At 65.4% G+C, this 26,020-nt stretch carries 10 protein-coding genes; 1 reads left to right on the top strand and 9 read right to left on the bottom strand.

What is annotated here, in order from left to right:
- Positions 1–32: 32 nt before the first annotated feature.
- Positions 33–644: a hypothetical protein gene (locus ACFQZV_RS06375; RefSeq protein WP_378752200.1), complete on the top strand. Its 612-nt coding sequence runs from the start codon at positions 33–35 to the stop codon at positions 642–644.
- Between the two features lies 1 nt (position 645).
- On the opposite strand, the gene ACFQZV_RS06370 is transcribed toward ACFQZV_RS06375, so the two are convergent.
- The 9 genes from ACFQZV_RS06370 to ACFQZV_RS06330 all read right to left on the bottom strand — a co-directional run bounded on the left by ACFQZV_RS06370 (position 646) and on the right by ACFQZV_RS06330 (position 25,929).
- On the bottom strand, positions 646–1,515 hold the full coding sequence (locus ACFQZV_RS06370; protein WP_378752202.1) for an AlbA family DNA-binding domain-containing protein: 870 nt from the start codon (positions 1,513–1,515) through the stop codon (positions 646–648).
- Between the two features lie 162 nt (positions 1,516–1,677).
- The gene (locus tag ACFQZV_RS06365) at positions 1,678–7,368 is read right to left on the bottom strand and encodes a sacsin N-terminal ATP-binding-like domain-containing protein (RefSeq protein ID WP_378752204.1); all 5,691 of its coding nucleotides are present in this window, start codon (positions 7,366–7,368) and stop codon (positions 1,678–1,680) included.
- Entirely contained in the window at positions 7,368–9,584 is a 2,217-nt protein-coding gene (locus ACFQZV_RS06360) for a UvrD-helicase domain-containing protein (RefSeq protein WP_378752206.1), read from the bottom strand. The genes ACFQZV_RS06365 and ACFQZV_RS06360 overlap by 1 nt, the downstream gene beginning before the upstream one ends.
- Positions 9,585–9,616: 32 nt before the next feature.
- Positions 9,617–10,390: a winged helix-turn-helix domain-containing protein gene (locus ACFQZV_RS06355; protein ID WP_378752208.1), complete on the bottom strand. Its 774-nt coding sequence runs from the start codon at positions 10,388–10,390 to the stop codon at positions 9,617–9,619.
- Entirely contained in the window at positions 10,374–11,612 is a 1,239-nt protein-coding gene (locus ACFQZV_RS06350; protein ID WP_378752210.1) for an McrC family protein, read from the bottom strand. The genes ACFQZV_RS06355 and ACFQZV_RS06350 overlap by 17 nt, the downstream gene beginning before the upstream one ends.
- A complete protein-coding gene (locus ACFQZV_RS06345; RefSeq protein WP_378752212.1) occupies positions 11,609–13,924 on the bottom strand; it encodes an McrB family protein in 2,316 nt (771 codons plus the stop codon). The genes ACFQZV_RS06350 and ACFQZV_RS06345 overlap by 4 nt, the downstream gene beginning before the upstream one ends.
- Positions 13,917–17,900 (bottom strand): Eco57I restriction-modification methylase domain-containing protein, encoded by a 3,984-nt coding sequence (locus ACFQZV_RS06340; RefSeq protein ID WP_378752214.1) that lies wholly within the window; start codon positions 17,898–17,900, stop codon positions 13,917–13,919. The genes ACFQZV_RS06345 and ACFQZV_RS06340 overlap by 8 nt, the downstream gene beginning before the upstream one ends.
- Positions 17,897–20,746 (bottom strand): helicase-related protein, encoded by a 2,850-nt coding sequence (locus ACFQZV_RS06335; protein WP_378752216.1) that lies wholly within the window; start codon positions 20,744–20,746, stop codon positions 17,897–17,899. Before ACFQZV_RS06335 ends, ACFQZV_RS06340 begins: the two co-directional genes overlap by 4 nt.
- Positions 20,743–25,929, bottom strand: coding sequence for a DEAD/DEAH box helicase (locus ACFQZV_RS06330; protein ID WP_378752218.1), 5,187 nt, complete (start codon positions 25,927–25,929; stop codon positions 20,743–20,745). The genes ACFQZV_RS06335 and ACFQZV_RS06330 overlap by 4 nt, the downstream gene beginning before the upstream one ends.
- Positions 25,930–26,020 lie beyond the last annotated feature (91 nt).

Below are 26,020 nucleotides of genomic sequence, written 5' to 3'. Positions count from 1 at the left end.
TGCACTGGAGCGGCCATCGCTAGCCTGGGCATGTGACATCAGCAGGCGCCCGCACGCCCGTCTCGTGGGCTTCCTACCGGGAGTCGATCGGCGACCGGTCATCGCTGTTCGCGGCCGTCGCCGCCGCGCGGAATATCGAGCGCGCGCTGTACGCCGGCAGCTACGTGGACCTGTCGCCGTCCACGGCGATCCCGCACGTGACGTACGTCGACACCGACCGCCGCGCCGCCAGGTACTTCGCCGATCGCCCGCTCGTCACATCCGAGGTCGGGGACGCCGATGTGCGGTTCATCGCGGGCGACTACACGCATCCGCTTGCCGTCGACGATCACTCGTTCGACCTGCTGATCTCGCTCTATGCCGGACCGGTATGGGACCACTGCGCGCGCTACCTGCGCCCGGGCGGATTCCTGCTCGCGAACACCAGCCACGGCGACGCGTGTGTTGCCGCTCTCGACCCCCGGCTCGACCTGGTCGCGGCCGTGCAGCACCGCGGCGATCGGTACCGTCTCGACACCGATGCGCTGGACGAGTATCTGGTTCCGAAGAAGCCCGAGGCGGCGGATGCCGACGCCATCCGGCAGAGCGGCCGCGGCATCGCCTACACGCGCGCCGCGTTCGCGTATGTGTTCCGGATGCGGTGAGCTACCGGTCGCCCGAGAAGCGCACCGCGGCGCGCACCTGCGCGGCGATGCTCGCGCCGAGGCCGAGCGGCCAGCGCTGCATCGTGTAGGCCGCGGCATCGTCGACAGTGAGTTGGCGGGTGGAGTTGCCGGTGCGCACCCACATCTCGGGCGGCGCGTTCTTGCCGCGGCGCAGGTAGACCGCCGAGGGCGACGCGCTCATCTGCACGCGGCAGACGGTGCGCGCGGTGTCCTGACCGACGTCGGCGAAGTCGACGGTGACGAGCGAGGCGGCGGTCGTGCCGAGGCTCGTGGTGATGAGGTCGCGCAACCACAGTTCGTAGCGGTCGAGGTCGGGCGCCTTGAGGGTCGCGAGGTCACGGTCGAGCCCGAGGGGTGTGCCCTCGTCGTCGACGCCGATGAGCAGCACCCCGCCGTCGGAATTGAGGAACGCAGCCACCGTCTTGGCGATGACGTGTTCCATCCGCTCGTCCTTCTCGCCGGTGCGCAGGTTCACCCGGGCGGTGGACTTGAATTCGACGTTGCCCGACTCCCCCGCCGCGAGCAGGTCGGCGACGGTGGAGCGCACGGGCCGCTGGATGTAGGCCGCGGCCGTGCCGTATCCGGCGATGAACAGGATCGATACCCCGAGGGGCAACAGCAACGCGATGAGGCTGTTCAAGTGCGGATCGGGCATCACGAGGTCGGCCAGCAGCAACCCCACCACGATGCCGACGGTGGAGAGCACGATCGCCGTCGACCACCGCAGCCGCGCGCGCCTGCGCAGAATCAGCCGCGCCGCGCCCGAGAACGCCCACGCCAGCAACAGGGCCGCCAGGATCGCGACAGCCACCACCCACAACGGCACTCGGCCGAAGACGTCCACGTTCATCACGACGAGCGGATGCCGGGGGTCGGGCGGAGGGACATCGTTCCACTGTAGAGGGTGGAGTGAGCGTGCCGTTGCGCAGGGATTGATAGAAGTACGCCCGGGTTAGATCGCCGCGCATCGTTCCACGTAGTGCGACCGCGTGACCGATATCGGCGCATTCGACTAGTAGGTCATCTCATAGCCGTCCGGTTTCTGGATCAAGTGCCCGGCCTCAACGAGGCTCACGGGATCGATGAGCAGATCCATGCTCACGGGCACGCCGCGCGTCTTGCCTCGCCGCACGGCAAGGATCGAGTAACGGTCGCCCGCGCCCCGCTCGTGCAGCGCAGATGCCCGCTTCCACTCGGTCGCGGTGAGGTGGAAGCCGTTGTCTCCGGTGCTCTTCACCTCGAGGCAGGTGGCTCGAAGTCCATCCCCGTGCGCGTCGGGCAGCCATCCGATGAGATCGAATCCGAACTGGTCGCTGTAGCGGGCAACATGCAATAGCGCGCCAAGCTCTTCGATCAGTTCCTCTTCGTCGATGTCGCGCAGCTGCACGAGCGAAGCGTGCGAGAGAGCCTCGTCGACCGGGGCTCCCGAGAAGCCGGCAAGCAGCGCTCTGACATCCTCAACTGCGCGGTCTCGCATTTCCGGCGCCGCCTCAAGGAACTGGCCCACAACCGCGGCGAGCGCCCACTGCTCCCCCTCGTCGCCAAGCTCGCGCTTCTTCTGATCCATCCCCGGGTCGACCTTGATGGCGCGAACTGGCAAAGGTGCGTGGCCGTCGCTCCCGTCACCCTTGCGCGACAGTTCGCGCCGATCGGAAGCCGGCTGGGGCGAAGACTGCCGCGTCGTCCGGGGTGGTGTCGGGCGAACCCCGCCGGACGCAAGCTGGGCGGCCTTGTTCCTCACCGTTCGCGCCCGTTCAAGTCGCGGTCGGTCCAGTGATTTCTCGAGCAGTGTCAAACGTGGGGCCGTGACATCGATCCCAGCGCTCTCAGCCTGGCGCACGACTTCGGCGCGATCGGGACTCGGCGAGGCGAAGTCCGCTCCGCGCAGGCTCTCGGTCACCCAATCAGCCATCGCAGGCGATGACACAAGCAGCTCACCTGCCACGGTCACGAGCTCTTCGGGAGTCGCCGCGTCATCGGATAGGGCTTGCGCGACGTGGTCGTCAAGTGCACGAACGGAGGATCGAGATTCACCCGGACCCATCGCCGCCAGGACCCCGATGAAGCGGAGCTCCTTCTTCCACGACGCCGCAAGGTTCCGCAGCAGGCGAGCACGCTCTTCGGGGCTGGTGAGAGCGGCCGCGTGAGTCGCAAGATCTTCCATCGTCGAGAATCCACCGAGGCGCGCGAGCGTCTCTGCTGGATCGACGGCTAGATCGTCTGACGTCACGTTGAGGCCGCTCGCGATCATGAGCTCCGCGATCGGCTCGACGACTCCTCCCAGATCGGGATCAAGGTCGAATCGAAGCCGAGCCGGCGGAGCGAGCTGGTCGAGGCGCTTCTTCAGCGCTTCGGGCTCCCCCCCAGTCGCCTTCGCCAGGCATGCAATCACGCGACTGCCGTAGACGTTGATCCAGCGACGAAGGGCGCGCCGCGCGACGTCGACGGTGATCCCCGACTCGTCGCCCCCGTCCCGCAGTTCTCTGTCCAGCGCCCCGAGGTCGACCCCCACACTCGCAAGGGCCCGCAGGACGCCGTATTCGCCGACATCACGGCGGACCGATTCATCGACCCCGGCCTCGATCAGTCGCGTCGCTGTTGCATCGGGGATCGACGCGGCGACGAGCGCCTGGTGGAGCGCCCCGAGATCGACAACGTCAGCCGTGTCGTCACCGTCAGCCACGGCAAGGATGGATCGGAACCAGCGTTCGTGGCGAGTCTGCTCCTCGGCGCTGACGACGCCGAGATGCTTTCGGACGATATCGACCTCGTCGTGCGAGATCCCGAGTTCGAGCAAGAAGTCCTCGCGCTCCGCGTCCGATTGGGCTTGGAGAAAGAGCGCAAGGGTGTGCGTGTATGCGACGTTTTCGAGCAGCGTCGCCAGGTGCGGTGCGAGCTTGCGGCGCAGGCGATCCTGCCAACCGTCGCCCGCGAAGTCATGGAACAGCGTCGGCGAGTTGGTCGCGCCACCGTCGAGGAAGACATCCTGGTCGGCCCCCTCACCGAGAGTCGCTGAATGCCCTGTGCCTTCGACGCGCGCTTCGACAACGAGGTCGGAGAGGCGCTTGATACGCAGCTCCGCAAGCCGTCGTGCGCGGCGCTCGAATTCCTGGCTGCCCAACGTGAGCGTCTGGGTGCCAAGGCTGTGATGGACCAGGATTGCCAGCATCTCTGCCTGCCGATCGGCGAGAAGAGCATGCAGTTGATCCGTGACATCCTCTCCCTCTTCGCTCCCACGGCGAGCGAGCTCGATCCTGAGAACCTCGATTCCCAATGCATCGCGAACTCGTGCAGGAGCGTCGCGCGGCAGCGCGGCGAACGCGACCTGCCCGTGGAAGTGACGCAAGTACGGTGCGTAGGTCCCGTCGTCATGGCGAACCGATTCGCGGGGCATGTGCGTGAGCCGGTCGCCTTGCTCCGCGAGCACTCCGACTTCGTCGAGGACCTCAACCGCACCGGGATCATCGAGCTCGGCGAGCCGCTCGTACGCAAGTGTGTGAAGGCGAATGAATGCTAGTCTGCCTGTCCCCGAGGTCAGCGGGTCGACGGGCAGTGTGCCCTCATCGAACCGCTCGCGGAGGCCGGAGAGAAGACCGCGAAGCGACTCGACCCCCGCATCATCGATGACGTTCACACCAGCGAGGACGCGCAACTCGCGTGTGATCCCGCCAAGCTGAGGGCCACAGATCGGGACGAGACGCCAGGGGCTCTGCATCCGACCACCGCCGCTGGGCGGACGCTCGAGCCACCACGTCGATTTCGCGTCCGCGGGATCGGAGTTGACGTTCCCGTCGATAGCGGTCGAGATCCATCGGGCATGCTGAAGCTCTACGGCGAGCAGACTCGGGAACAAGTTCGCTGAGCTGCTCGAGTATCGCGATGTATGCCACGTGCCCGACGTGCACTGGTTGCAGGCGACAAGCATCGTCGTTCGGGCGCGGTAGAGGTCGAGACCGCGCTGGAGGCTACGAGCAAGCGCGGAACCGTCTCGACGCGCGCACTCCTCAAGCGGCCATGAGAATCGGTAGTCCTCCGTGACGAACGCGTTCTTGTGCGCACCTCCGGTCCAGCTCCCGAAAGTCCAGCCACCTCGGGCGTCGACTTTTGCCTTTCGGGTGTCAACGATCGCACCCGTCCACGGGAATCGATCCCTCCCGCGCGAGTCCCCGCTCGCTAGCGCCTCGACCGGAGGTACCTCCCAGACACCCAGCCTGAGGAGGAACGCATGCCGCTCGAGGTCGGGCCACTCAACCCCGAGCCCCTCGCCCTCGGATGCGTCCTCCTCCTCGTTCTCGAGGTCGAACATGCCGTCGCGATCGAGTCCTGTGAGCAGCCCCAGCACCTCGTGCGGCGGCGCAAGGAGTCTCTCGGGCCCGGGGCTCAGGCTCTCAAGATCTCGGTAGGCGCTCTGACGAGCCTCGATCGTTGAAGCAGGAAGGCTGCCTTCCAGGCTTGAAAGCCACTCGGCCCAGTCAGCTCCGAAAGCGAGCGATCCGGCCGGCTGCCAACTGCCGCTCCGGGAGGGCAGCTTGACTTCGCTCAAGAAACGGAGTCGCTGTTGCTGAAGCCGAGAGGTCTCGTCTCGTTGCGCTCTGCCGGGCTGGCACCAGAACCAGGCAGATGGATCGAAGGCGGCGGCCTCCGCGGCCGACCTACGAGTGCCGTATCCTGAACGCCGCTCACGGCTGAGCAGTCCCCAGGCGAACTTCAGCAACTCTAGTGAGTTCGATGATTCTCCGACTCCACCGAAGCGGTCCAGGACGTTGTCGACGGTGTAGGGACGGATGCCGAGCAGACGCGCACGATCTACCTCGCTCTCGCTACCCAGGAGCCCATCGGGGAGGAACGCGAGGTCTAGTTCCGCGGGCGGTACGAGCGAGCCACCGAGCGAACCACGAATGCGCGCCATGATGAGCGTGCTCCGGCTTCCGGCAACTCCCTCCCGCGGATCGGGGAGCGGAAGCAGGCGCCGGGCCCCCATTTGGTCGACGACAGCGAGGATGCGGCTGTCGGCATCACCGCGAAGCGAAGCAAGAAGCAGCTGCGTCTGGGCCTGATCCTCTCCGCCAAGCGCGCCGAACAAGTCCACGACCCCAAGAAGCCGACGGTCGACATCGTCGGAGTCTGACAAGTCCCAGACATCGACGTCGCCCGGACGAGCGAGCTGGCCGACGATGTCCCACGGAGAGTCAGGCTCAAGCCTCCGCCGGCGGATCATCTCCAGGGCACGATCGGTGAGACCCGCATCGGGAAGCGCTCGATCGGTGCGATGCCGCACGTACTCAGCGGGGAACACACCCCGGATCAGCTCGTTGAGCGGTTCGGACAGCGCAAGCGCGGACGGCGGATCGCAACGCGGGCCGTGCTCCGTCGGAATCCACTCGACCTCGTCGAGCCGCCTGAGGACTTCACTTCGGAACTCGAGTGCGAGTTCATCGCTCGGTTCATCGCACGCTGCCACGACGTTGACCAGCGAAGCCATGTGCACCGATTCGTCCGCCGTCAGGTCGCGGATCCCCCGAACGACGAGGTCTGCGAGCGCGGAGAGGATGAGTTGGTTGCCCGAGCGGAAGCCACGATAGAACCCGGTCCGGGCTGCGTCCACGGTGAAGTAGCCGTGCAGAAGGAAGGGCAGCCCGGACGGTATTCGCGTCGGGAAGAAGAGATGAAACGGTGCCGAATCGCTGTCCGCCATCGCGGGCAGAATTCTCGTCTCGCCCTGCACTGCGGATACGCGCATGCCCAGCGCGACCGCACCGCCGAGTTCGTCATCACTGGGCAGGGAGTCGCGCGCCAGCAACCACTCGCTCGAGATCTCTTCGTTGCGCAGCACCTCGACGCGTTCCCACATCGAGTCGGTTTCGGGCGTCGTGTCCCATCGCGGTTCGATGACGACCGATTCGCCGGCGAGTCGATCCTCGACAGCAATCTCGCCGAAGGTTCCGAGGAGCACCAGGATCTGATCGGTCACATCCTCAAGTCCGGCGCGGACGACCTCCAGCCATTCGGCCTCGCTCAAGCGGTGACGCGCTCCAGCGGCGAATGGAAGTCGAACCACCGTGTCGAACCCGCGAGCGTTGAGCTCCTCGACCTCGCGAGGCATCTCGTCGACCCACTGGGGAAAGCGAAGCGTCGGGATCGCGGCAAACTCGTCGTCCGCGTCGACGGACTGCACCCCGGCGACCATCTGATCCCAGTCAGGGCTGTTCGCCGGGTCCGTGATCTGCGCCTTCGCAAGAGCGGGATCGAATCGGATCGACACCGCCCCCGTCTTCGCTTGCAGGCCCGAGTAGATCTCCGGAGTGTCGGTGACTTCGAGAACCGACTTGAATCCGATCCCCTTGTGGCCGATCGCTTGGCCTTCGGCCTTTGTCGAGGCGCCGATGTGTCCAAGCGACTCAACCACGACCTGCGCAGACAGAGGCTGGCCCTGGTTGGCCACCAGGAGCGCCGGCCCCTCGCCGACCACGATGGCCACCTTTGAGTGCGCCTCGTCGCGCCGGCTTCCGTTGCGCCACGCGTCGGCCGCGTTCTGGAGCAACTCGATCAGGAAGCGGCCGTGGTACTCCCGGCCGAGCAGGCGCTCGGCTCGAGCGAACGAACACGTGATGCGCACGTCCTCGGCAGTCGCGTGTCGCGCTCGCCGGCGCACCTCCTCCTCAAGGTAGATACGGCTGTCTTGGCTCGGCGGACTCGCAGACATCAGCTCCCCAACAGCTCCGATGGGCTCCCCGCCCAGGTGACCACCAACTCATCCCGCGCGCGGGACGCCGCCACGTATAGAAGCGACCGCTCGCGCAGCATGGCATCCTCGAGATCGCTCCCGGCGAGCCCCTGCAGCGCGAGCGGGAGCGGCATCGACCCCGCCGATACATCGAATAGGACGACGCGCGAGAACTCGAGGCCCTTGGCGCTGTGCATCGTCACCAGCTGCGGAATTCCGGGCTTCGCGGCCTCGCCATACAAGGCAGTCGCGATTCCGCGATCGTCCAACTGTCGCTGGAGTCGTTTGAGCGAGAGCGTGGTCCGCCCTAGGATCGCGATAGATTCTCCGACGCCAGCCGACTCCCAGTCCGCGATGGTTCGAGCAACGGCATCCGTCTGCTCCCAGACATGATTGCTCGGGAGCACACAGGGAACCGGGCCCCGGCGCGCCGACCGATAGCCGTGGTTAGCCTCCGTCTTCTCGGCGGTGTCGATGTACTGAGCGTCTTCGAGTACCCCCAGCGCGTACAGCAGGTTCTCCTGAGTGGTCCGATAATTCAGCGTGAGTCGGCGCGACCGGCCCACCACCTTGATGCCATACCGCGCGAGCACAATGCGATGTCCGTAGATGCGCTGGTGCACGTCCTCTGCGATGAAGATGTCGTTGAATGCCGCAGGCGCGAGCGCACGCACCAGCTGCCAGTGCAGCGGGCTCAGATCCTGCCCTTCATCAACCAACACGTGATCCGCAGGTCTCAGCTCGTCGCGAGCCTCGAGGAAAGCAGAAGCCATCGCCGACAACTCGGCCCATGTCAGACGTCGCGCGCTTGCAGCGCTTGCACGGTAGGCCTCGACCGCCGCCCACACGGCGGCCCGGCGCCGACGGTCGAGTGCCACGCCGCGACCGGGGCGTCGGGCCGCGAGGTACTCCGCGAGACTCCGCACTCGCTGCGGCAGAATCACCTGCAGGTACTCGGCCTCGAGGAACGAGGGGTTGGAGATCTCGATCGGCGCCGACCCGAGCACGGACGCCGCGGCATCCCACCCCTGACTGTTCGAGACCATCGAGACGCGCTCGCGAGCGGGAGCGCCGAAGACAGCATCGCCGGCGACCGACCAGAACTCGTCTCCGCCTCGGTCCCGAACGGATGCCGCGAGCGCGTCGATCCCGGTCACATGAACCCCCGGCTCGCCAAGCGTGGACACCTGGGCAATGGTGCTGTCGAGCCGACCCAGGTCGCGCTTCAGCATCCCCGCGAGAGCCTTCGTGAAGGTGGTGAGGATGATGCGGGCCTGGGTATCCGCGTGCGCGAGGCGGCGAGTGCGGTGCAGCAGAACGACAGTCTTTCCCGTCCCCGCGCCGCCGGTGAGTCGGAACGGACCGTTGTAGTCGCGTTCGACGTACTGCGCCTGCTCAGGATGCAGGAAGACGCGCCACGCGCCGAAGTCTCCTTCATCGAGGATGCGGCGCAGTTCTTCGTCGTCGTTCACCAGAGCGAACTGTATCCGGCTTGCCGGGCGCCTAAGCGCGTCGATCAGGGCGGCGTCGTCATCGCCGACAGTCGTCTGGTGTTCATTCGTCTTGTCATCGTCCCGCTCGGGCTCCAGCTCGTCGAATCCGAGGTCGGCCCGGATCGCGGGGATCGTGTCCCCGACAGCCATGCCCAGGATCGCCAGACGCTGCCACTCGTTCTCGAAGCCGTCCGCGAGATCGGCCAGCGCCTCCTCGGACTCAGCTGCGTAGAGGCGCGCAGCATCCGCCTTCTCAAAGCCGAGCCCGTCGATGAGATCAGAGATCGGGTACCCGTGATCGCCCAGGTACGTCAGCTTCTTGGGCGCGGGAGGAATGTACGCGGGTATCGACGTCGAGGCGACCTCGGGCGTCGTCGCGTCGATGATCTCGGCGACGTGCGTGACCGGATTCGTTCGCAGGACGCGGGTTCGCGCTCGTTCGATCGCCTCGTCGTGCTCGTAGGTTCCTGCATAGACGTAAGTGCGCTCGCCTGCGTGGTCAAGGCAGAAAAGCACCGCACGCCAGGAGCCATCGACTCGCCCCGTGCGCGCTCGGGGATCCTTCTGCTGCTCGAGCTTCTTGATGCGCAGACCGTAGGCGCTGTCGTCCTCGCGAAGCTTCATCAGGAATGCAAGCACCTTCGCCTGCACGCTCTTGTCGAGCTTGTTGTCGTCCGTCTTGGAGAGTGTGACTTCGGGCACTTCGTCGGCTGTCCTTGATGATGCGATCGGGCTCAGGAAATGTAGTCGTCCCAGAGTTTGCGAAGTCGCGCGTTGGCGTCAGCGGCGACCCGATTGCCCGACTGGAACTGGTACCGCCACGCAACCTCGGGAATCGCGCGCTCGAGCGCGTCGCGGCTGAGGATGTCTTCCTCGTCTAGGAGCACATCGAACTCGACGTCGACATACCGCGAAGTCTCGCCGTGCCTCGCGAAGTGAGCATCTTCGAAGGGTTCTGACGTCACGACCCCGTGTCCGAGGATGCCGTAGGGACCGCCCTGGCGGAGAAGCCAGGCCTCCGTGCCGGGGGCCAGGTCGCGCCGACTACCAACGGACCATCGGGTCTTGTACGTCGCGCCGGCCATCAACATGTTGACGACGCCCTCGTAGGTCTCCTCCCAACCATCCCAGAGAGACCTGTTCCAGCCCAGGATGACGCCCTCGCGTACGGACTCTTGACCTCGCGGCGCCGCCAGAGGAACTGATTCACCGGTTGCGACTCGCTTTCCCAGGTCAGTGAGAATCCACACGCCTCGCTTCGGGTCCGGGCCTTCTTTCGCTGGGAAGAGAAGACCGCGTTCGACCAGCTTGAGGCGCGCGAAACGAACCTTACTCTCCCACCGGAGCTCACCCGTGGGAACCCGGGACTCGCGGTCATCGGGTGCCAATTCCGCGAATGCATCTGCGAGCGGCTCGTACGACTGGGGGCCATGGATGCGACCGCCGGGCTGCCGAGCGATGTACTTCAGCAGCTCCTCAGCGATGCGGTCATCATGCGGGAACGCCATAGGCAGTCCTTTCAGTGATGGCCTCAAACGGCATCGACGCCCAGTCGACGGCGCGCCCGATGGACGCGAGCATCTCAGCCGGAGAGAGCGACAGGTCGAGCGGCCACTCTCGGATCGTCACCGAAGAGTTGGCTACGCGACGATCCAGCGGGCGACCGCCCTGCGCATAGACGAGGACGGCTCGATCGAGCCCCACCGTCGTGCAGTAGGCGAGCATCTGATAGAAATCCGCGTTCGGGTAGCGCCCATCGCCGGACGCCGCCTTGTACTTCGCGTCGTAGACCATCAGCGGGCCGGCGTCACCGTACTCGAGCAGGTCGATGGCCATGGGAACGCGATTCACGCGGTCAGCGCGAGGCTCATCGAACCACCACCGCTTCTGAGTCACCGCCCGACGCCCTCGCTCAGCGATCGCCTCGCGCAGTGCGGACGTGACGAAGTCCTCGAACACCTTCCACATCGAGACGACGAATGCCGCAATCTCGACGCCGTCCTCCCCCACTTGTGCGGATGTGCTGCGGATGACGAGCTCCGCGAGCCGCAGTGCGGGAACATACCGCGCGTTGAGGCGTGTCGGCCGCCAGCTGGGAAGCGGGGCGCCGCGACGAAGTACCGCGACGCCGTCCAATCGGTTGTCGAGATGCGAGAGGCGAGCGGATGCCCCGGGCCTCAGGCGCGGGACCGCGCGCATTCGCCGGAGTGCCGTCCGCAGGATCTGGTTCTCCGCGATGTCGGTCATGTACTCGTCGTACGTGATCTCGGTGGGGTAGATCCGGCCCGGGCGGCGTCGGAGCTGATCGGGAACCCGGATTCGTCCACGCACCACGTTCGACGACTCTTCGAGGGACCGATACCCCTGCAGGACCCCGCCGAGCAGGGCCCGCTCTACGAGCCGCGCAAGCGATTCGGCCAGGGCGGGCCACAGGTCGTCATACGCATCTGCGTCGATCGCCTCCGGGCGATATCCCGGATCTGCCGCGTATCCGAGCATGAAGAGAAGGTGCGCGAGCTTCACCTTCTCCTTGGGCCACACCTCGACCTGCAAGTCTCCGACCCTCACAGCGCCGACGCGCCCGCTCGGCGCCAGCGCAACGCTCCCACCAACGGTCGGAACAACGTTGACGAGACGACTCGCGTGCAGCGTGCGCCACTGAGCGTCCGAGAGGCGGCAGCCGAAGGGCTCGAACGACTCGGTCAACTGCAGTCGACGCAGGTCTGTCACGATTCCTGAGGCTCCGCCTCGTCGGGGTTCGCGACGTCGAGGACGACCTCGCCGGGGAGCACAGCATCCACCGGTCCGACAGACGTTCCGCCGATCTTCGCAAGCAGCGCCGCGAGCCCGAACTGCGCGCGGATCTGTTCGGGCGTCCGCGCCCCATAGAAGTGATCGTCGAGCAGCGGCAGGATGTCGTACTTCCAGATGCGCTCGAGTCCCGACTCATCGCTCGCTGAAGCCTTCATAAGATACGACGGTCCGATCTGCAGATCACGCTCGTCAATGCCGGCGTTTAAGGCGGCGAGGAGGCGCGCCCGCAGCCCATCGGCGCGCTGCGCTTCGAGATACGCAGCGAGCACATCGGACACTGGTGCCACTGACGGATGCAGCTCGACGAACGGAAAGCGGCGACGGATCGCAGCGTCAACCATGGAGATGGATCGATCGAGCGTGTTCATCGTGCCGACGATGTAGAGGTTCTTCGGCAGCCGGAAGTCGTTGTCGCCGCTGTACTGCAGGCTTATCGACTGGTCGCGGTACTCCAGCAGATAGTACAGCTCGCCGAAGACCTTGGCCAGGTTCGCGCGGTTCATTTCATCGATGACCAGCACGTACGGGCGAGATTCGTTGCCCGGCGTGGTCGCCTCGGCGACCAACGTCCGGAGCGGACCGGGCACGACCTTGTATGTGACGTTGCCGTTCTCGACGACCGGCCGAAGTCCCTCGAAGAAGTCCTCGTACGCGTATGACGGGTGAAACTGCACCGTTCGAAGATGGTTGGTGTCACTCCCGACGATGTGCCGGCCGAGCGTCTCAGCGACGAACGTCTTGCCCGTCCCCGGCGGACCGTAGAAGACGAGCTGCCGGCGATCGGCGAGCACATCGAGCCATTCCTGGAGCACGTCTTGCGGCATGTGAAGTTCGGCCGCGAGCGCGTCAGAGACGGGAGGAATGGCGACGGATGCCGGCACTCGCGGTGTCGTCTGCTCTTCCTCGATGCGCTCTTCCTCGACCGTATCCGTCAGCTTCTCAGCGAGCGTAGTGAGCGCATCGAGCGCGTGGGTCAGGTCCACGACGTCGCCCTGCTTGTCGAGCATCCCCGGGACTGGTTCGGGAAGCTCAGACTTCGCCACCGATTCTGGAATCCAGTCCACGGTCCGCCGAAGTCGAGCGCCCGGCTCCTCTGCCCACTTGGGCGCGCCCGACACAACGCCCAAACGCGCCGTTTCCTCCGACACCACGAGCACCAGATCGTCGATGCCCATTCGCAGGATGAAGGCCTGATCGGCCTGCGTCAGTTGCAGACGCTGGGCGTAGTCGAGATGGGCGTAGCCCGCCTCGACCGCATCGCGCACGGACTGGTCCGTCGGGGCTGCCAGGTCAAGCGACAGGTTCGTCGCTGGCACGGAAACGAAGCCTTCCTTGCGCCATTGCTCCACGAGCTGCTGACCGCCTTGGCCCGGTCGTACCAGCCAAGCCCGTCGCCCCTTGTTCACCGTTTCGGAGTGCCACTGCTCCGCATAGGGCGGCAGGTACCAGTCGAATCGAGGTTTATCGGGCGCCTGGATCTTGGTCCTGATCGCCCACAGGTCCTTGTCGATGTCGGCCGTCGGGTCGCCCGGCGTCGCGCCGAGCTCGTGCGCAAAGGCGTCTCGGATTCTGCGCCGGTGATCGTCCTTGACGACGCTGTCGAAGTACCCGGGCCACACGAGAGCAAGGAGCGACATGCGCATCGCCGGCTCCCAGCCACCTTGCACCCTATCGACCAGGTCGCGGAACACCCACGGATCCGCGAGGGCCCGCTCCCGCTCATCAGCCGACGCTCCCCACCATTCCTCAATGAAATCGGTGAGCCAGATGAGTTGCTGCCAGATGCGGATGTTGAACCCTGCTCCGCCGTGGAAGGTCCCGCCCGCTTCAAGTCCGTGCCGAAGGGCCGGTGGCAGAGTGATGCCCGCCCGCGTCCATGACAGCACGGTCTCAATCCGCTGGCTCTTGGTCTCAGACTGCAGGTTGACGAGCGGGATGCCGTGAACGTATAGCATCTCGGCGGCGAGCACGATGACGCTATCGTCGAGGCCGCTCAGCTGATCGTGGAGCTTGTCCAGGAACGACCTGGCGCCCATATCGGCGTTGTCGCCACTGATCGCTTCGCGGATCTGTCGCGCATTGGACGCGGACCAGGTGTGGGTCTCCGGCAGCATCGGCGACGAGGACCCTGTGAGTGCGGGCTCGAGGACGAGCCACGCAGCAGCTTCCACCACCGGATTCGCGCCAACCCCCCGCTCGACGCCCGCGCGCGAGTCGCTCTCACTCATCGATAGTCCTTTCCGAGTGCCTCGCGCCGAAGCCGGGAGCGGGCTCCAAGGTGGACACGAAGTCAGCGCTGTTGTCGATGCACTCCTGCATCTTGTCGTAGTTCTCAAGGATCAACCTCTTGGTGCGGTACTCGCCGAAGTCGGATTCGTCCTTGCGCTTCACGATCGGGAAGGAATCCAGTATGTGTTCGACTTCGGGACGGACCACCCCATAAAGGTGGAAGAAGGCTGCGTCGAGCTCGGCCTTGAGCAATGCTCGCCGCGCCTCGCTCCAGATGAACGGTGCGCGTTCAGAATCGCGTTGCCTACCCACAGAGGTTAGGTCGGTTGCGGTGCAGTCGAGCTCGTTGACGCGGACATCAACCCAGGCACGAGCATCGTCGACGATCTGGCTCAGTTTCGAGTAGTCGACTGGCACCGGGATTTGCTCGACGATGAAGAAGTTCATCGTCGCGGACCCAAGCTTCTGTCTGACGACATAGTCGAACGCGAAGCTTGAAAGGGCGCCCTGAATAGCCGGGAGATCATCCGCGCGGGCGGGCATCAGCACGGGCGCGCTGTTTCCAACCCCTCCGAACGGGACGACCGTCCCGATGTGACTTCTTACATCCGTTGATCGGCCGATGTTTCGAAACGCGTAGACGGGGCCAGGATCACGGCCCTGCTTCGAGAAGCGCTCATGCACCTCCGCCGAGTCGACCCAGTACTGCGGAACGACCAGCGACCGTTCGTTTGTGGGATCGATGGAGGGTCCCTCCGTGTCGGCTCGGTGATTGTAGTGCTGAATGAATCGCCCCTGATACAAGGGCAGCATTCGCTCCGGGCCACGTTCGAAGACGTTGCCTCTCAAGCCCCACCCATCGGCCTCGAGCTCGTCGCGCGTGTGGAACAGGTGCGAGTCGTTCGACATATCGAACATGCGCATGAAAGAGACGCCCCAGGGGTTGCCGTTGATGGGGTCACTCTCGTTGATCAGCACCGGAACACGACGATAAATGCCGAGGGTGATCTCCGCGTCGCGACGGGTGCGGAAAATCGGTACCGTTCCGGTGTTCGGGTTGAGGAGTGTGATCTCCTCCGGCGTCAGCGTGAAGCGGGACGCCTCGATCTGCAGCGGGTCGTTGAGGAAGAAGGCGAAGTGCGCCGAGCGCGTGTCGACCGCACGCCCACTTGTGCTGAGAATGCAGAACTTCGTCCGCGAGTCAACATCCGCAAACAACTTCTTCGTGTTCTCAAAGTCGTAGAGAGCCTCAAGCGAACCGGTGCTGACGAGGTCTTTGAAGAAGTACTGCGTGGTCGCGTCCGTAGCGATACCGGTCGGAACGATCACTCCTGATCGACCGGTTGGGGCGGTCATGCTCCGGAAGAGTTCCGCGAACACGGTATAGGTGTTCACGTCGCCACGACCGTTGAGGGGATACCTGCCCGACAACCGGAGGTACGCACTCACGCCCTCAGCGCGCCTCCGCTCGGCGATGAATTGCTCGTACAGTCGCACATCTGCGTCGCTCCCCTGACGAAGCTTCTCGATGAGTCGCTTGCGTGCGGCTGCGTTCGGGGCCTTCGCGATGTCTTCGTCACGCGCAGCGAAGAACTCCTGTTCCTGGAGCTTCACTCGCTCCCAAGGAGGATTGCCGAGCATACATGTGAAGCCGCCCGCCCAGCCCTCGGGTCCGAGGCCTTCGCCGCTTGTCCGACCGAAGATCTCGGGGAACTCCAGATGCCAGTGGAAGAACCGGTACTCGCCAGCGAGCCGTTCCACGCTATCCACGGTGTCGGGGTACTGCACGGCGACATCGTCGTCGAGCATGGCGTGTACGACAGCGGTGGTGGGGGGCAGTGGGGTGCCGTCGCGCAGGGGCCAGACGAAGGCGGCGGCCCAGGCATCCGCTTGCCGTTTGAGGGTCTGGCGGACGTTGGACGTGAGATAGGCGTCCCACGCTTCACCCCGGGCGCGGATGTCGTTGACGTCGTCGCCCGGGGCGAGCAGCAATGCGCGTTCGCGGCGGTTTGCGGCAGTTAGCGCATCGGAGTCGGCCCACGACAGCAGTCCCTGACCTGTCGCCTCGCTCTTGTTGCGCTTGCGCACCTCGGCAGCAGATGCCTTGCTGTCGCCCTCGATCTCTTTGAATGCCGAATCGGGCACGCCCCCCGCGATGAGCGCGGGCGTCGTCCCGAACAGGCTGTTGCCGACCCGGATGCGAGCGTCGAGGAATCCGAGAGGCTTTCCCGGCTCTAGCGCCTCCAGCCAGAGCGACACCTTGGCGAGCTCGGCGGCGAGGTCGTTCATATCGACGCCATAGATACAGCGAGCGACCACGTCGTGAAGCGCATGCTGAACTGCTTCGGGGGTAGGTTCGTCTTCGTCTGAGCGCACCTGCGCGAGGCGGCGCGCGATGCGGCGGGCAGCGGCGACAAGGAACCCACCAGACCCACTCGCAGGATCACACACCGTCACGGCCAGGAGCCTTGCCTCGCGATCCTCCGCGGTGCGACCAAGGCTGACCGCCTCATCGAGCACCGGGTTCAGAGAAGCATCAAGGAGAGCGGATACGAGTGAGGGCGGGGTGTAGTACGAACCCGTCGTCTTGCGCTCGTTGCCGGACAAGTGCACGAGGTCGAACTGGCGGGTGGCGAGGTCCACTCTCGGCACCAGTTCGAGCAGTGACTCATAGACGCCACCCAACTCTTCCGCGCCAAGGTGCCGGTAGTCAATCGGCTGCGCCCGCTGGCCCGGGATCAGGATCCATGAGAGTTGGCGGATCGCGGCGAGCATGTCCTTGTTCGTGAGTTCGGCACCCAATAGAAGGTCGCGACGCGGAGCGTCAGCGATGTGCGGCGCTCGCCTATCAGCGTCGAACAGTCCACCAAGCGCGGGAACGCCGAGTTGTGGCAACCCCTGATCGCCGAGCGCAGAGAGAATCATGCGCTCCCCCCGCCAGAGGTCGGGATGCGTCCCGCCGCTACGCTGTCGGGACAATCGCCGGAGCCTCGCGGTTGAGAAGTATTGGTCGTACTTCTCCCGGGTATCGCGAGGGGCAGTGGGGTCGAGCAGCGCGCCACGGTCCTCTGCCACAAAAAGGAACAGCAACCGGTAGATCAGGCGGAGCAGTGCCTTGTGGAACTCGCGGTCCGGGAGCGTCCCTTTCTGCAGCGCCGCGCGGAGCCAATCGTTCTTTGCATGAGAGAGGAACCCCGTGCCGAAGATCTTGAGCGCAGCCTCGACTCCGTCCCGAAGTCTGTTCAGCGCGCGTGTGCCGGCATCAGCGGCTTCTGCGCGCCACTCCTCGAGCCAGCAGTCGCCCGGCGGAGCATCGACGCCACCGCGCTTTTCAACACGCGAAACATGACACAGCAGCCACAGCAGCTGGAACTCGGCGTAGAGCTCGCCTTCGAAGATCGCCTCGAGATCGAACTCGACATAGGCGGATCCGGCGAATGCCGTCGAGTCACGCAGCAGACGCAGGCGCAAGCCGTTGCTGAGGAGTCCCCACAGGTCGTCATCGGTGCGGTTGAGGTACTCCTGGAGCATCGCCTGCGGCGCACGTGCAGCTCCGGGTACGCCCGGGTTGCGCTTGTCGAGGTCGATCCCCGGACCGAGTAGGTGGATCGGCACGTGATACCAGCGATGTGAGATGGGGTACTCGACTCCGTCGATCACCTCGGCTTGCCGAGTGGCCGGCAAGCGACCGTAGCCAAGCTCACCGAGGAGCACGAGCAACCACTTCTCTCGCGCCGCCCCGGTCCCAGGAAGCCCGGGTTCCTTCGCGGCCACGTCCCGCCAAGCTGTCCACGCGCCGCGCAGGTACGACCACGCACGCGCGGCCGCGTCCTTCGGCTTTTCGTTGCCCGCGAGGTGATACGACGCACCAGACAGGCCCTGCGCGTTCGTCAACTCGTTTGACTGAACGCGACCCAACAGTGCCGCGGGCAGCACCCCTCCAACGAGACGGATACCCTGCAGATCCCCGTTCATGCGGCGCCTCCCGGACGGTAAATGTACACACCGAGAACGTCAGGCGGCAGTTGCGCACGAACCTCGAGTCCTCGCACCGAGAGCGCTCCCGCACGGCTCCCCCGAGCGGCAACGCGCACCGAGACGTGGTCATCTTCGAGTTGAGAAGCGAGCTCTTCTGCTCGGGTTGACAGGTTCGCCTGGATCGCTGTGATGCCACCTGTGACCGCGGAGAGGAGCCCCTCCGCAACATCGTGAGGAGTGTTGGCGGAGGGCTCGGCTCGAAGGAGTCCAGCGACCTCGTCTCGCGTGAGCCACTCGGGATTCGAAGGTCTACCCCGGAAGGCTACAACCCGTGCTTCTTCGGCGAGCGTGGTGCGTAATCCATCATTGGTGGGGAGCACCAGGTGAGTCCGGAAGCGAATGATGAGCGCGGTGGTGACTTGGGACACGGCATTCGTGGTGACCACTCCGGCGCGCTTCGCGGGCCGTTCGCCCTCGGGCAGATCAGGATCAAGAGCACTGTTCAAGACGTAGTTCGCGATCGCGCCGACTGTGGGATCAGTGCGCTGCAGGACTGCTACGTGACGGGGCGCGGGAAGGTCATCGTAGAACTCATCGACGGCTCGTCCGTCTGGCCGCTTCATCGCATCATGGAGCGCCATTGGTATCTGAGTGAGGTCCACGTGGAAACCTGTTCGCGTCGACGTAACCAACCCACCAAGCTTCGTCAACGCATCGGCGACGAAGGTGCGGACGTCGCCAGGTTCGCCGAGGCTGCGTCGAGCGGCATCTATGGCCTCTTGCACCTCGTCCGGGCGGATCGTCCGCTGCGCGAACATCGTTTGGCTCTGCTTCTCTTTCTCGGCGCTCGACTCCCACTCGGCGTCGAGGTCTCTTGCGGCGGGCTCATCCGTATCGAAGTCGAAGGCGAGCTGCTGATAGCCACTTCCACGCAGGACCGCTCCTTCGAGCAGAGCACTCAGAACCTCATCGCTCTGTGCTGGGACGGGAACGCTGATGCCGAGGTCCCGGCGGATCTTCTCGTGTTTGCGGATCAGCACATCCAGCACGATGCCGTCGATGCCGTTGTCGGCGCCATAGATCGTCTGCGCGCGAACGATGTCGCGCGCCTGGCCAAAGCGGTCGACGCGCCCCTCGCGCTGCTCGTGGCGCGTAGGATTCCAGGCGAGGTCGTAGTGGATGACGGCTTGGAAGTCGTCCTGAAGGTTGACTCCCTCAGAGAGACAGTCAGTGGCGACGAGAACCCTCGTCGAGCTCTCGGAGCGGCCCGCGAGCGCCGCGATACGAGCGGCTCGCTCCTCAGAAGGAAACTCCCCCGTTACCACCTCAACTTCGACGTTGCGCAGCGCGCCATCCAGGTGCGCGTGCACGTACTTGGCCGTCTGGATGAATCGGCAAAACACGATCGGGCTGAAGCCGTCCTTCAGCAGAGCTTTCACCTGCTTCGTGAGGAGGCTGAGCTTCGCGTCGTCACCGGGTCTGGACGCGAGGGCGTCGGCCCGCCCTGCGTACGTGCGCAACAGGGCAGACTCGGACGACTCATGCTCCGCGCCGGGCACGACATCTGCCGCGTCCGCGCTCTCGTCTTCAAACTGATCGAGCACTTCGGCCGCACCTACGACATCGGCCTCGGTCTCGGATTGCGCCTCCGTCGTTGCGGCTCGGGTCCGGAGTGTCATCGCGGCAGCGGCCGGTGATGACGCCATTGCCCGCAGAAGTGCGAGCGCCGACCACCACCGCACACGCTGCTCCAGCTTCGTCCCGGAGCGATCCTGCACCTGGCCGCGGATATACGCGAGAACGTCATCGAAGAAGACCTTGTGGGAGGGGCTCAGCTCATAGGGCACCTCGCTCGTCTGCCGATCCTTCGGGAACTTCGTCGCTGCGCCGAGATAGGCACGGATATCGGCGCGACGCCGCTGGACCATGTGCTGCGCGAGCAGCCGTCGCCCGTCTTCGGATGCCAGGTCTACGGTCTTGAGTCGGTCGTCGAGCAGACCGATCAGGTTGCGGAACGCTGCGTCGTTGCCGCTGTGAGGCGTCGCCGTTGTGAGAATCAGGTGTCGCTCGGGATCGTCTGCCAACGACCGGATGAGGTTGTACCGCTGTGTGCGCCCGCTTGACCCCTTGCCCGTGTCGTCGGCCGCGACGGTGTGGGCCTCGTCAACGACGATGAGCTCCGGCGCCGTGCGCTCGAATTCGTACCGATGGCGCTCGGACTTGATGAAGTCCAACGACACGATCGTGACCGGGTACCGCTCGAAGAGCGACTCGTTCACTGCGAGCGATCGCTCCAGCCGGGTGACTGTCGATGGAAGAACAAGCTGCGCCTCAAGCCCGAACTTCTCGGCCAACTCAGCGCGCCACTGCTCGGCGAGGCTGGGCGGGCACAGCACCGCTAGACGCTGGACTGTACCCTGAGCGAGCAACTCGCTCGCGACAAGCCCCGACTCGACCGTCTTTCCAATACCGACATCATCCGCGATCAGTAGTCGAACAGTCTCTTGACGGAGCCCAAGAAGCAGTGGCACGAGCTGGTACGGGCGCGGGTCGACGTTCAGACTCGCGAGCGAACGGAAGGGGCCCCCTGACGAGCGGAACCCGATGCGCAGAGCGTCGCGCAGCATCCGCCCACTTCGGTCGTCGCCGCGATCAGCGGGCGATGGCGGCGGGAACGTCGCCGAGGTCACTTCTTCGGCTGCGGGGATAAGCCCGGTGGTCTCGGCGTCCGAGCCGCCGAGCGGCTTGGCGACGAGAAAGTCAGGGTCGGACTCGGGGAGCACGACCCAGTCGCGCCCCCGCGCCGTCACGAGGGAACCGATCGCGAAGTCGGTTGTGGTCACTGCACTGCCTCTCCGAACACGCTGGGGTGCTCACGGATAACGTCGTCGAAGTCGCTGTCGCGGCCGACTGTCACGACCTGGTATCCGTCGAACGCAAGGTCACTCGCGTCTACTTGGACGATGTCATCGTGGACGACGACGACCGCCAGCGGAGTGCCGTAGACGAAGTCGACGAGCATTCCGCCCACTTCATCCTCGCCCCTCGACGGGAGCCGCACGCCGCGGCGCTTGAGATGGCTGAGGAACGCGGCGGCGCGCTCGGCCTCAGGAACCGCGACCTCGGTGGCACTCGCGGACGGGTCGCTACCCGGCGGCGCGGCGGGTGGGACGACGGGCGTGGCGTCGTCAGGCCGAACCGAGGCGCGGGAGAGCTCAAGAAGCAGCGGGATGACGACACGCCGGTCGATTCGCTCGTGATCCATCTGGTTCGAGTACGACAGGAGGCATCGATAGCACCCAGCCCCGCACGCACCATCAATGTCCGCGCCCGTGTCGGGGTCGACATGGATGATTCGCAGCGACTCCCTCGCGGCGTCCGACAGCGCCGTCGCGTCGGACTGCAACCGGCGGAGCACTCCGGCGCCGCCCTCCGCCGCTTCGGTCAGCAGAAGGCGGCCGCGTTCTTCTGCATCCGGCAGCTGCTCACTCATCAGTTCCGAGTCCTCGAGCTGGAACCGCGCCTCGATACCTCGCTCAAGCGCGTAGCGAGCGGTCACGGCCTGCGCCTCGTCGACCGGCGCCGCCCAACGGAGCACGGCGATGTTGCGGCGGTCCTCGACGTAGGGCGTGACGAACGCCTTGGTCTTGACGTCGTCGGGGAGCGGCGCGTCGTCGTCGGTCTCTTCGGTCTGGGCATCCGTCTGGGCGGCGTCCTTCTCGCTGAGCCAACGCCCCTTCACCGTGTCGAGCCAGAAGCCGTGACGATCGGCATCCTTCCGAGTGCGGCGGCCGAGATTCGTGATGCGCACGTCAGCCGAGTCACCGTAGATGACGTCGAGGACGTCGTCGTCGGCATCCGTTGCGGCCGTCGCCGTCGCCTTGCCGGGGTGACCGGCGCGCGGAACGAAGCGGTAGGTCGTGCGGAGCTCATAACCGACCCGGTTGCGTTCTTCCTCATCGGCGCTGATGCGCTCACGGCGCCGAGTCAGCACCGTCTGCAGCTGAAGAAGGTTCTTCCACTCGGCCGGAAGCGGAGTCTTGCAGCTCACACAGACATCGACGTTCTGAGTGTCGAGGTGGTGGGTGCCACAGGACTCGCAGATCTTGGCGGTCGTGAGGGTCACATCACCGCCGGCTTCGCCGCCTTCCCGGGGAAGGCTGATGCGGGTGACCTGGTAGCGGGCGCCCTCGTGATAGATCAGCGACTGAGGACCGAACTCCGAGATCGCGAGGAAGCGCGGGCGCTGGAGCCAGCTGCTCGGTCGGTTTCCCCAGCCGGGGATGAAGGCCGCCAGCGGGAGCCGGGGGAAGGAGTACCCGGGAAGGAACCCCTCGGAGGCCAGGTATCGGTACGTGTAGAAGTCGGACTGGTTGTACCCGGCGTCCCCCGCGTCGTTCAGCAGCAGGTCGATACGCTGACGCGCTTCTCGCTGTCGGCGCTCGGCGTCATCGCGGTCGCGCTTGGTCGCTGAGATGTTCTTGGTCTGCTCGAACGCAGCCTGCTGCTCGGCGCGGGCCGAGGCGTAGAGGTCGCGCCACCGATCGCACGCTCTGTCGAACGCACTGGCTGCGCCGCTGACGACCGAGGTGATCCACCCGTCGGACCACCAGTTTGCCGTTTGAAGTATGTCGCGCAGGGGCTCCAGAACATTCGATGCCGATCGGGTAGCGCGCGTCGCAGCGCCGCCGTCCTCGAGCTTGGAGCGGAGCGACGGCGCGACCGGGTAACGATGCTCGACGTCGTCGAGCACGAGCACATCCTTCATGCTGCTGCCGAGTCCCGTGGCGCTAACGGCCAACACCTCTGAGAGCCAGATCGCCTGTACGTGCGAGCGCACAAGGTCCTCGTTGGCCAGGTCGAGACGCGGAGGCATCACTTGCCCTGCCACCATTAGGTCGGACCGCTCGAAGTAGTAGGTGTCGTGCGCGTTCCCGGTCGCGCAGTAGGTCATGACGATTGCCGGTTGGCCCGAGCGACCGGCCCGGCCGCTGCGCTGGGCATAGTTAGCCGGGGTCGGAGGAACGTTCCTCATACCTACCGCATTCAGCTCGGCGATGTCGACTCCGAGCTCCATCGTCGGCGAACAGAAGAGCAGCGGCAGTTCGGCATCCGTGAACGCCTTCTCGCGCTCCATTCGGATGTCGGCGGGCACCTGGGCTGTGTGTTCGGCAGCTCGCAGACCTGCAAGGTCGCGACTGCGGTCCCGATACAGATCACGGAAGTACTGGACGACCCGAGGCTTTTGCTCGTTCTGGAATCGGCGACGCACAGGATCCGCAGCACCGTGCTCTCCATCGCCGGTACGGAGCACGATCGCCGCCGAGCGCAGTCGATAGCCCGTCGCTTTCTCGTCGACAACCTTGGTGATGATTCCCGCACGTTCGAGAACCGCGATCAGCGAGGCGATGACCTCGTCTGCCTCAGACACACTCAGCTGGATTCCGAACCGGTCCTTGTCGCGGAGCCAGCGACCGTAGGCGCCACGCCCTGTGAGGGTGAGGATGTTGCGTGCGCTGCCCTTGGCGCCAGCGGCAGGAATCGCGAGACCGACGCTCGCCGGCGGCTCCATGTCGCCGATCGCCCAGAGCCCTGTGAGGTAGTCCCTACTCTGCCTCTGAAGACGCTCGAACGAGTCGATCGACAGCGCTTCGGAATCAATCGCGAGAACGCGGCGGAACTCATCGAGGAGCACCGCGGACACCTCGATGCGCTGCCTCGGATCAGCGGCCCGGAGACGGAAGTCCGCCTCCTGCCAGTAGTCCTCCCGCCTCGCCAGTTCGGCCACGAGCGGGTAGTCGACCAGGACGAGCCCGGTCTGCTCCAGGTTCGGAAGAGTGACTCGCCAGCCGCGCTGCAGATCGGTGATCGCCCGGTACTCCAGAACCCTCTTCAGGGCTGAGCGGCCGGACCGCGTTGCGAGACCGTCGGGGTCGGCCAAGTAATCGGCGGGCTGGAGGGCCAGCGCCTTCGCCAACTTCTCGCCCACGTCGAGAAGCTCAAGGCCGTCATCGCCGGCCCAGTCGACTGCATGGTGGAGCGCACCGCGGAGCTGCGCCACCTGGACGAAGTCATTGAGGTGGCCAGCCTGAAGCGACGCGTCTTGTCGGTTGTCGACGAAGGTCAGGAGCTTTCGCGCCCGGGCAGGAAGTTCGCCCTCAGGGATCTTCCGCAACGAAGTGAGCAGCGAGGTCGCGAGAACAGTCATCGCGCTGCTCCGACCCTCGCGGTCGAGCGTCGCTAGTTTGGTGTATTCGGAGATACGCGCAGCTTCATAGGAGACCCCGCATGCGAGGCAGAAACGGAAGGTGCCTGGGATCCAGGCGGCCAACGTGTTCAGGGCGTGCTCGTTCGTGCCGAGCGGGGTGACCAGACCATTCGGTGTCACGTCGACGCGCTCTGGGACGTCGTCAGCACGAAGCTTGGTGACCGCGGTGCCGGAGGCCGTCACCGACAGCCATGAGCCAGGGAGGCGCCCTTCCTCAACCGGGTCGACCGGCCACGGCTGATCATCCGAAATGTACAGGTAGCCGTCCGCGCGATCTGCCGTGCGGATCTGGTGGCGGGCGTGGGCGACTCCTGCGCCTTTGGGGTCGCTGCGGCGAGCCACCAGATACTCCTGACCGCACTCGCGACAGAACGCCAGCGGGTAGAGGCGGCGCTCAGGCGTCCCGGGCATCGTGACCTGGAAGTTCGTCTCGATGGCGCGCACGGACGGCAACTCCGGGCTGGCGAACACGTTTCCGCCCTTGGAGAGAAACTGGTGCAGCCGGAACGCGAAGAAGGCACGACCGATGGAGTTCTTCGCATTCGCTCCGGCGAGGAGTGTCGCGCGGATCGCCGTCGCGGCCATCGTCTTATCGGTGCCTGTGAGCGCGGCGAGCTTCTCGGCGGCCTTGCTCACCGTCGTCGGCTTCTGCCTGACGAGCACGTGACTCTCGGGCTCGGTGTCGAGCCCGAACTCCTGCTCGATCCAGCCCGCGAGCGGGTCGCGCGACAACTCATCGGCGGTCAGCTCAACCTTGGGCGCCTCAATCGGTCCGCGCTGCTCGACCAGCGGACGAAGTTGCTCCGCGGTGACCTCATCACCGCGCCCGGCTCGAACCAGCGTTTCAGTGATCACCGAGTTGGGCTCGACGTCGGTGCCGAAGATCTGCGTGGCGACGCGTGCGACTTCCGCGCGCTGCTCCGCCAGCGTGCCACCGCTCGACATCGTTGCCGAGGTGCCAACGCATTGCAGCGTCTCAGCCGCCTCACACGCCTCGCGGACGCGACGGACCAGCATCCCGACATCCGCACCCTGGCGCCCGCGATAGGTGTGCAGTTCATCGAGGACGAGGAACTCGAGCCCCTTCGCCGCGCTGATGAGCGAGAGACGCTCGTCCGGGCGCGTCATGACCAGGTCGAGCATGACGTAGTTGGTGAGCAGGATGTCGGGCGGCGAGGCCAGAATCTCCTGCCGCTCGTCATGCGATTCCTGCCCCGTGTACCGTCGAAACGTCACGGGCGGCTTGCCGTCGAACCCGAACGTGAGAAACTTCTCGAGCTCCACGAGCTGGCTGTTCGCGAGCGCGTTCATCGGGTAGACGATGATCGCCTTCGTCCCCTTGCCCGTGCCCTCGCGGAGAACTCGATCCACGATCGGGACGATGTAGGCAAGCGACTTGCCGGAGCCGGTGCCCGTCGTGAGGACATAACTCCTGCGCGTTGCCGCAGTCTCGATGGCGTCCCGTTGGTGCTTGTGAAAGACGATCGGTGTGCTTTGACCGGTATCGGCCATGTCTTTCTTGACCCGAAACACGCGAGCCGCATCTGGGTGAAGTGTGCGCTCGCGTACCAGTTCATCGACTGACCCACCCGGTGCGAACGAGGGGTTCAACGAGAGCCACGGGTCCGGCCACTGCCGGCCCTCTGCACTCTGCTGCTCAAGATACTGACGGATCTTGGGGTCAGCCGCGCCGACGAAGCCCTCTGTGAATCGGCGGTAATCCTCGATCAGACCGCGATGCACCTTGAACGCATCCAACGCTGGACTCTCCTGCCTGCTCCACCCAACCGATGCAACTTCTCGCGAGCCTATCCAACGAGTCGGACACCGACTCAGACGGCGCGACCAG

The sequence above is a fragment of the Microbacterium koreense genome (genome assembly GCF_042677105.1).
Taxonomy (GTDB): domain Bacteria; phylum Actinomycetota; class Actinomycetes; order Actinomycetales; family Microbacteriaceae; genus Microbacterium; species Microbacterium koreense.
The sequence above is the reverse complement of the archived record's forward strand: the minus strand, read 5'-3'. Positions and strand labels throughout refer to the sequence as shown.

Bases quoted from the DNA above. Each gene is read 5' to 3' on its own strand.
- ACFQZV_RS06365 (WP_378752204.1), bottom strand. From the start codon at position 7,368: ATGTCTGCGAGTCCGCCGAGCCAAGACAGCCGTATCTACCTTGAGGAG.
- ACFQZV_RS06370 (WP_378752202.1), bottom strand. From the start codon at position 1,515: ATGAACGTGGACGTCTTCGGCCGAGTGCCGTTGTGGGTGGTGGCTGTC.
- ACFQZV_RS06345 (WP_378752212.1), bottom strand. From the start codon at position 13,924: ATGAGTGAGAGCGACTCGCGCGCGGGCGTCGAGCGGGGGGTTGGCGCG.
- ACFQZV_RS06355 (WP_378752208.1), bottom strand. From the start codon at position 10,390: ATGGCGTTCCCGCATGATGACCGCATCGCTGAGGAGCTGCTGAAGTAC.
- ACFQZV_RS06340 (WP_378752214.1), bottom strand. From the start codon at position 17,900: ATGAACGGGGATCTGCAGGGTATCCGTCTCGTTGGAGGGGTGCTGCCC.